This window comes from Pseudomonas sp. KCJK9111, from assembly GCF_046231935.1.
Taxonomy (GTDB): Bacteria; Pseudomonadota; Gammaproteobacteria; order Pseudomonadales; family Pseudomonadaceae; genus Aquipseudomonas; species Aquipseudomonas parafulva_B.
Genome location: NZ_JBJJMO010000002.1, coordinates 186,171 through 194,081 on the forward strand (window position 1 = coordinate 186,171; position 7,911 = coordinate 194,081).

Below are 7,911 nucleotides of genomic sequence, written 5' to 3' on the forward strand. Positions count from 1 at the left end.
CGGTTCAGCTGACCGGGATGACCCGTTCCTGCACATCAGCCGTGCTTGCGCAGCGCTTCGATCAACTCGGCCTTGGTCATGGTCGAGCGGCCCTTGATATCCTTGCTGCGCGCCTCCTTGAGCAGGCTCTCCTTGGTCTGGGATTCCAGTGAGGCCGAGCTGTTGCGCGGGTGTCCCTCGCGGGACTTGGCAGCCCGTTTGGCAGAATCGGAACGTGCGGCTTTCTTGTCGGTGCTGCTGGTCTTGCTGCCAGAGCCACCTTGCTTGTCGCCCCCGCCCGATTGCTTGTTCACCGTGGCCCAGGCACGCGCCTCGGCCTTGTCCTTGGGCAAACCCTTGTCCTCATGGCTTTGCTCGATGTGCTCGGCTTTGCGCTTTTGCTCTTGGGTGTACTTGTCCTTGTCGCCGCGTGCCATGGTGGTCGCTCCTCATTGGATGGGTATTAGGGTTGAAGGCCAGCACACGCTCGAGTGCCGATGGGCGGACGGACGGCAGGCCCATTAGTCGTCGGATTCCATCTGAGAGAGGGGGCGGGCGACGTGCTCCAGCGACCGGCGCTCTGCGGCAACCCCGTAAACGGCCTGGACGACTGCCGCTGCCAGCATGAGCGCAGCGCCGAGCAGGTACCCATACCAGACCTGGGTACGCTCGCCCGATTCGATCAAGGCACCGAACAATGTCGGCCCCACCATGCCACCCAGCCCCGTGCCGAATGCATAGAACACGGCAATGGCCAGAGCACGGATCTCCAGCGGGAATGTTTCTGCCACCGTGAGGTAAGCAGAGCTGGCCGCGGCCGAGGCAAAGAAGAAGATGACCATCCACGCGATCGTTTGCTCGACGGCATTGATCATCCCCTGTTCGAACAGATAGCCGCTCAGGGTCAGCAGTACGCCCGACAGGGCATAGGTGGTGCTGATCATGATGCGCCGCCCTAACACATCGAACAGCCGCCCGAGCAACAAGGGGCCACAGAAGTTGCCGAGCGCGAATGGCAGGACATACCAGCCAACGCTGGAGGAGGGCACATCGTAGAAGTCGGTCAGTACCAGGGCGTAGGTGAAGAAGATGGCGTTGTAGAAAAAGGCCTGCGCCGTGAGCAGCGTCAGGCCTACCATGGCCCGGCGCCTGTGGATGACGAACAGGCTGTGAAATACCTCGGCCAACGGCGTGTGGTGCCTGGCTTGCAATTGCAGGGGCGGGCTATCCAGTGCAGGCAGTGTCAAGCCTTGATCGCGGCACCTGCGCTCGATGTCGGCCACGATGCGTTCAGCCGCCTCGGGTTGATTGTGGATCATCAGCCAGCGCGGGCTTTCCGGCACCCACAGCCGCATGAGCATGATCAGCAGGCCCAACGCAGCGCCAATGCCAAAGCATAGGCGCCATCCAAGATCACCGTGCGCCATCGAAGGGTCCAGCAGCACGATGGCACCCACTGCACCCAGCGCAGCGCCTAGCCAGAACGTACCGTTGATGGTCAGGTCGACCCAACCACGGTAGCGCGCTGGAGTGAACTCCTGGATGGTTGAGTTGATAGCGGTATATTCCCCACCAATGCCCGCGCCTGTGAGAAAGCGAAAGACCATGAAGCTCCACAGGTTCCAGGAAAATGCCGTGGCAGCGGTGGCGCCGATGTAGAGCGCCAGGGTGATGAAAAACAGCTTGCGCCGACCCAGGCGGTCGGTCAGCCAGCCGAAAAAGAGCGCGCCGAGCACTGCCCCGGCGATATAGATGGCGCCAGCCAGGCCGACATCGCCGTTGCTCATGGCCAGGGCAGGGCTGTCTTTCAGGGCGCCGGCCAATGACCCGGCAAGGGTGACTTCCAGGCCGTCCAGTAGCCAGGTAATACCAAGGGCTACCACCAGCATCGTGTGAAATCGTGTCCATGGCAGTCGATCGAGGCGGGCGGGGATATCCGTGTCGTAGAACCGCTGGTCGTGACGACTGGCGTGTGTGTCGTGTCTGGATTCAGTCGCCACGTCAGCCTCAAGTCCGTTGTAGCTGTCGTTTGAAGGAAGGGCTGCACAGCAGCCCTTGTATTCCACGTGTCAGGCTTGGTTAGCCATAGCGCTAGTCACATGCACCGGATGATCAGCTACCACCACCCGAGCCGCCTGCGCCGCCGGCACCGCTACCTGAGCCGCCGCTCCCGCTCCCGCTGCCCATGCCGGTACCGCCGCTGCCGCCCATGTCGCCTCTACCGCCCATGTCGCCACTCCCGGTGCCGCCCATGCCCGAGCCGCTCCCGGTGCCGCCGGCGCCCGTGTTCGCCCCATTACCGGTACCGGTACCCGAGCCGGGAGCAGTGCCATCGCCCCCCGTGGCGTCGGTGCCGTTGCTCCCGGTACCGTTTCCGGTGCCCATGCCATCGCCCGGGGTGCCAGAACCGCTGGCGCCGCTGGTGCCATTCATGGTGCCGTGATCGCCCGATTGCATGCTGGGGGTGTGTTGATCATTCATGTTGGTTGCTGCCATGACCACCGGCGCGGATGCGCCCAGGCAGAGCGCAAGCAGCAGGGAGGAAGGTTTTAGCATTGTCATGATGAAGCTCCTTTAATGAGGTGTCCTCGTAGTGTTCGTCAGGTTGGACTGCCGGCCGTGCCCGGTAATCGACGAACGGGCTTAGCTGAGCCCGTAACTACTGGCACGACAGTCATTTGTCCGCCTTCGTCCTGAGTGCACCCCAACACTGCGGCAAGCTCAAGGGTCCCAAACGTTCACCCAACAGTGCTTCGCGCAATTCGTCAGGCTGGAGTGAATTGCTTTGACCAGCCGCCCAATGATCCGCAGAAAGCCGCTGAGGCGGGCCGCGAAGGCGGCAAGAACAGCCACGGCGGTGGCCGCTCGAGCGATGAGAATCGTTGATCAACGTTGAACCGACCGGGGCAGTGACCGCTGCCCCGGCACGATGATGAGGATTTACCGATGTTCATGCACAACAAGCGTCTGCAGTACACCGTCCGTGTTTCCCAGCCCGACCCTGGCCTTGCGAACCTGCTGCTCGAACAGTTTGGCGGGCCCCAGGGTGAACTTGCCGCCGCGATGCGCTATTTCACCCAGGCCGTGACCGAGGATGACCCAGGGCGCAAGGACATGTTGTTCGATATCGCCACCGAAGAACTCAGCCACCTCGAGATCATCGGATCAATCGTGGTGATGCTCAACAAAGGTGCCAAAGGCCGTCTGGCCGAAGGGGTGGAAGCCGAGGGTGAACTGTATCGATCACTCACCGGCGCGGGTAACGACTCGCATGTCACCAGCCTTTTGTATGGGGGTGGCGCTGCGCTGGTGAACTCTGGTGGTATTCCCTGGACCGCTGCCTACATCGACACCATTGGAGAGCCGACGGCAGATCTGCGCTCGAACATTGCCGCCGAGGCCCGCGCCAAGATCGTGTATGAACGTCTGATCAACGTGACCGATGACCCCGGCATCAAGGATGCGCTCGGTTTTCTGATGAGCCGAGAAATTGCCCATCAGATGTCTTTCGAGAAAGCGCTGCATTCCATCCAACCTAACTTCCCGCAGGGCAAAATGCCGGGTGATCCCGAGTTCAACCATACCTACTTCAACATGTCCCACGGCGGGGAGGTGCGCGGCTCATGGAACGAAGGCCAGGATTGGGTCTATGTGGATCAGCCGCAACCGGCCGTCGATGGCGGTAATGGCATGGCGTCGGTGGAGCTCGATGGGGCCAGTGCAGACGCAGTGGAGGCCATGAAGCTGAGAACCCAGTCCGATCCCGACCTGCAGCCAATGACCGGTGCCGAATTGGGCAAGGTCAATGGTGATGAGCCTATATGAACCGGCAGGGCAGCGGACCGTCGGGTCCGCTGCTACGTTCAAGCGTTACATGTCACGCGTTCACGCCCCCCGCATACCCATGTTGTCTCGCCCTTGCGCATGCACGTTCGCCTCCTGCGGCAGCGCCGTGACCTTGATGGCCCGCACCGGTACGGCGAACTTGGCGCCGATTTTCGAGAACCGTTCAAGCAGCTTGAAGTTGATGGCCTGCTGGATGTCCATGTACAGGTTGTAGCCTGGGTCCTGCACGATGTAGACGCACTCGAACTCCAGCGCCTCCTTGCCGAAGCCACGCAAGTGCGCCCGGTCGAAGCGTGCTTGGGCTTGAGCCTTGATCGCTTCCTCGACGATCCCGGGCGCCTTCTTCACCGCCTCGGTAGGCGTGTCGTAGGACAGACCAAACTCGAACACGATGCGACGTTCTTGCAGGCGCTTGTAGTTCTGGATGGTGCTGCTGATCATGCTGGCATTGGCCATGACGATCTGCTCGCCGCCCAGGCTGCGGATGCGCGTGGTTTTCAGGCCAACATGCTCGACGGTGCCGGCCAGGGGGCCAATGACGATGAAGTCACCTACCTCGAACGGTTTGTCCACGGCGATGGACAGCGAGGCGAACAGGTCACCCAGAATGTTCTGCACAGCCAGAGCGACCGCAATACCGCCCACACCCAAGCTGGCGACGAAGGCGGTGATGTTCACGCCCAGGTTCGACAGCATGGCCAGTAGCACGATCGACCACAACAGCACCCGCGCACCCCAGGCCGACAACGTGGCCAGGGCACTGCTCTGCTGGGAACCGTCCGGGTTGTGGCGGGTGAAGTAGCGATCCAGGCCCAGGCCGATGGCACGGTTGGCCCACAGGCCGATCTGCAGCGCTGCGACGACGAACCAGAGGCTGCCAACCCGGCTCAACCAACGCTCCGGCAGGTCGAGCATGCTCAACCCCACCAGCAGCGAAGCCAGAAACAGCAGCGAGTTACTGGTGCCTGACAGGACCTTCTCCACCACATGGCTCAACGCCCCGGAATGCGAGGACCAGTGCTTGACGCGCCGCTGTACGAAACTGATGGCTGCCCTGGCGACCAGGAACGTCAGTACGGCCACAGTGACTGCGAGTAACAGGTTGAGAATGGAGATACCGAAGAACGTGGTATCGGTGAACAGTGTAATGATGCGATCGCTCATGAAGGCTTGCCTCCTCTAGCAAAGGTTTCGAGGTGTCAGGCGTCGAGCAAAACAATTGCCCTGCGAATGGTTATCGGATGATCCGTGCACGTCGATCCTGGACAGATGGACTGTGCGGGTCGGGTAGGGGCCCGTGCGCGGGTAGGCCATTGATTGGTCCACGGTGGACAACAAGTGGGGCCCGGTCCAGCGATGCGCTGATGCGGCACATCATGGCTGCGGCGCGTCGTCTTCAAGCGGTGCGCCGGTGCGTGCGGCCAGTGCACGGTATTCCTTGCGCAGCTCGCGCAGGGTCTTGCTGTCCATGGCCTCCAGGTCCAGCACCGAACGTTGCGCCGATTGAGTGGCCCGGATCAGCTCGTCGAGCTTGACGTGAATGATGTCGTTGTCTCGGTTCTGGGTGTTCTGGATCAGAAACACCATCAGGAAGGTGATGATGGTGGTCGAGGTGTTGATGATCAGTTGCCAGGTATCGTTGTAGTGAAACCATGGGCCGGAAACCGCCCACATGATGATGAGCACGATGGCCATCAAGAACGTGCTGGGGCGGCCGGCCTGGTTGGATAGCCACTGACAGAACTGCGCGAACTTCATCGGATCCCTCCTGGTGATTGCAGCGTTTCAGGCGGCGCAGTGTGCGCCGCCAAATGTGTAAGGGTCAGCCGTCAGATTGCTCTTCGGGTGGTACCTGGCCTTCCGGCCATTCGGGAGCCGGTTCGGTGGGTTCCTGCTCAGGTGCTTCAATGGGATCACCCGGATTGTGCGGTACGTCGTCCACATAGGGGTCTGGTTGAGTGGGGTCGGTCATGGTGAATTCCTCTTGGGATGTGCTGCGTTAGTGCCCAGCCTGTTGCCAGGTGTTCCATCGAATCTGCCAAGTAGAACGCCTGAATACTGAAGCGACTCAACCATTGATCGGTAATCTGGATGCCTTGCAGCCCAGCATTTACAAGCGCTCGATCAGCGATAGCCTGCAGGCGCGTTGCGCGAGTGAGCCAGACGGGCTTTGGCCTGTTAAAAAGGGGAAAGTGGGATGCCTGGACCTGCTGGGCGGCCATAGCGAACCAACAGGCTCAATTAGCTGCAAAGCAGCATGGGTTGCGTGGCAATCACGCTGGGGCCAGTGGCGGCATTAGTTGATGTGTTGGATGTACGGCGCCCCATTGCTCGACACTCTGAGAGCCCCACTGCCGGGCCGTACAACTCCCGCCGCCGATGTGGCGCAGTGAGCGACCTATTATTGTTGCCAGTTGGAGGGTCACATCGACTGCGTTAGTTTCAAGCCTTCCTAGCACTGTGGAGTTCACAAGCATGACTGTGCAATTTTCTGGCACACCTGACTATGACTACGGCACGCAAGGCGTGGCCAATATTCCGCCCGAACCTGGCTATAACCCGGACGTGCACTCTCTCCAGATTGGGCCATCTACCCTCGACGACAAGGGACGACTGGTAGTATTCGGCAGGAACCCCTCAGACACAAGCCCAGGACTGCTCACCCGGATCAATGCCGATGGTCACTGGGACGAAAGCACCGGCCATGTTGTAGTAGACGCTGAGAATCTGCCCGACGAGGCAGTGAACTACAAAGGGATTATCGGCGCCACGATCAATGGCCAGCAGACCTATTTCGCCGTTGGCGTGCCCACCTATTTTGATGCCAACTATGAGCAATATCTAAACTTCATCGGTATCAGTCGATTCGATGAAGGCTTCCAACCGGTAACATCCTTTGGCGATAACGGCCACGCGTTACCAGATCCCGGTGAACATTGGCAGACGCGTGACGAAGGCCTTGAAAAAAAGCGATGGGTGAAGCACTCGACGAAAGCGCTTTTATCGTCCGAAGAGCGTCCATTGGCATTCGCGAGCGGGTTACTGCGAGCCATCTTCCCCTATACGCTTGGAAATGACCAGGACGAGCGAATCGAAAGTTGGTTGGCGGTCTTCAACCCTGTGACTGGTGAGCTGGCACATGAGCTCGGCGAGGCGCGTAATCTCGGCATGTGCCCACTGACCGATAACGCCGGTGAGTCATTGCGGGTCTTGCGTGCGCACTTCTTTGCTGACGGTAGTTTCCTAGTGCTCGCAGAAACCATCAACCAGCGAGTCATCGTAAGACGGTACGACCGGCATGCTATCGCCGATGAGCGTTTCAACGGTGGCCAGGGTCAGCGAGACCTATTCGCCTTTCAAGGAAGGATGCGCCCGGGTATGTTTGCAAGGAATGGTCGGATCGCCGTTTCCCGAAGTGTGGAATACCAGACCCAACAACCCACGACGGTGTTCGTCTTGGCCGAGTCCGGTATGAACGACACGACCTTCAATCGTGGCCAACCTTTAACGCTCGGCAGCGATGGTCACGGTCTGGCCCTGAGCGAGCTTCACATTGATGCCCAGGATCGCATTGTGCTCGGTGGCGCCCTGCTGACCGCCATCAACGTCGGCCGTTTGCATGTATATCGCCTGACACGGTCCGGAGAGTTCGATAGCGCCTTCGGCAACGAGGGGCTGTTCGACGGCGGCCCTGATTTCAGGACGGCGAACAAGATTTTTGCCAGTGGTTACGGCATACACATCCTGACGCTGTTCCCTACCAGCGGTCCCTATTTCTTGGAAAGGGTGCTCAAGCTGCACAACTGACTGGTTTCTGCGCCACCCTGCGTTGCTTCGCTATCATCAGTATCCAGCGGCTATCACGGATTTGAAGATCTGCTGTTCAGAAGTTGGATTTTCCCGGTTCGCTAGGCAACGGAGGGTTGCAATCGGTTTTTCCCGCTACAGCTCTTTGGTAAATACGACATAAAAGCCAATCACCGCGATATTTGACGATTCGGGCTACGTTGAAATTCCGGGTCTTCATCATGAAAATAGCTGCATGCGCGTGCCTCATGACTGAATTCTGATGGCATCTACAGACCC

The 7,911-nt window shown here is 59.8% G+C and carries 9 protein-coding genes; 3 read left to right on the forward strand and 6 right to left on the reverse strand.

Features of this window, described 5'->3' with window-relative positions:
* Window positions 1-35: 35 nt before the first annotated feature.
* The 3 genes from ACK59L_RS01865 to ACK59L_RS01875 all read right to left on the reverse strand — a co-directional run bounded on the left by ACK59L_RS01865 (window position 36) and on the right by ACK59L_RS01875 (window position 2,541).
* Entirely contained in the window at window positions 36-416 is a 381-nt protein-coding gene (locus tag ACK59L_RS01865) for a termination factor Rho (RefSeq protein ID WP_409271518.1), read from the reverse strand.
* Window positions 417-500: 84 nt separating this feature from the next.
* Entirely contained in the window at window positions 501-1,979 is a 1,479-nt protein-coding gene (locus tag ACK59L_RS01870) for an MFS transporter (RefSeq protein WP_409271520.1), read from the reverse strand.
* A gap of 112 nt (window positions 1,980-2,091) precedes the next feature.
* Window positions 2,092-2,541 (reverse strand): hypothetical protein, encoded by a 450-nt coding sequence (locus tag ACK59L_RS01875; RefSeq protein WP_409271522.1) that lies wholly within the window; start codon window positions 2,539-2,541, stop codon window positions 2,092-2,094.
* A gap of 213 nt (window positions 2,542-2,754) precedes the next feature.
* Between ACK59L_RS01875 and ACK59L_RS01880 the strand changes: the two genes are divergently transcribed.
* Both ACK59L_RS01880 and ACK59L_RS01885 read left to right on the forward strand, forming a co-directional pair.
* Complete coding sequence (locus tag ACK59L_RS01880) at window positions 2,755-2,865, forward strand: general stress protein (protein ID WP_409271524.1); 111 nt, start codon at window positions 2,755-2,757, stop codon at window positions 2,863-2,865.
* A 60-nt stretch (window positions 2,866-2,925) separates the two neighbouring features.
* Window positions 2,926-3,804, forward strand: a complete 879-nt coding sequence (locus ACK59L_RS01885; protein ID WP_409271526.1) for a manganese catalase family protein — start codon at window positions 2,926-2,928, stop codon at window positions 3,802-3,804.
* A gap of 60 nt (window positions 3,805-3,864) precedes the next feature.
* On the opposite strand, the gene ACK59L_RS01890 is transcribed toward ACK59L_RS01885, so the two are convergent.
* The 3 genes from ACK59L_RS01890 to ACK59L_RS01900 form a co-directional block, all read right to left on the reverse strand.
* A complete protein-coding gene (locus tag ACK59L_RS01890; protein ID WP_058603937.1) occupies window positions 3,865-4,989 on the reverse strand; it encodes a mechanosensitive ion channel family protein in 1,125 nt (374 codons plus the stop codon).
* Between the two features lie 210 nt (window positions 4,990-5,199).
* Window positions 5,200-5,583 (reverse strand): low affinity iron permease family protein, encoded by a 384-nt coding sequence (locus ACK59L_RS01895; RefSeq protein ID WP_196134992.1) that lies wholly within the window; start codon window positions 5,581-5,583, stop codon window positions 5,200-5,202.
* A 64-nt stretch (window positions 5,584-5,647) separates the two neighbouring features.
* Complete coding sequence (locus tag ACK59L_RS01900) at window positions 5,648-5,797, reverse strand: hypothetical protein (RefSeq protein ID WP_167340251.1); 150 nt, start codon at window positions 5,795-5,797, stop codon at window positions 5,648-5,650.
* Between the two features lie 503 nt (window positions 5,798-6,300).
* On the opposite strand from ACK59L_RS01900, the gene ACK59L_RS01905 reads away from it, so the two are divergent.
* Complete coding sequence (locus ACK59L_RS01905) at window positions 6,301-7,632, forward strand: hypothetical protein (protein ID WP_409271529.1); 1,332 nt, start codon at window positions 6,301-6,303, stop codon at window positions 7,630-7,632.
* The last annotated feature ends 279 nt before the right edge of the window (window positions 7,633-7,911 follow it).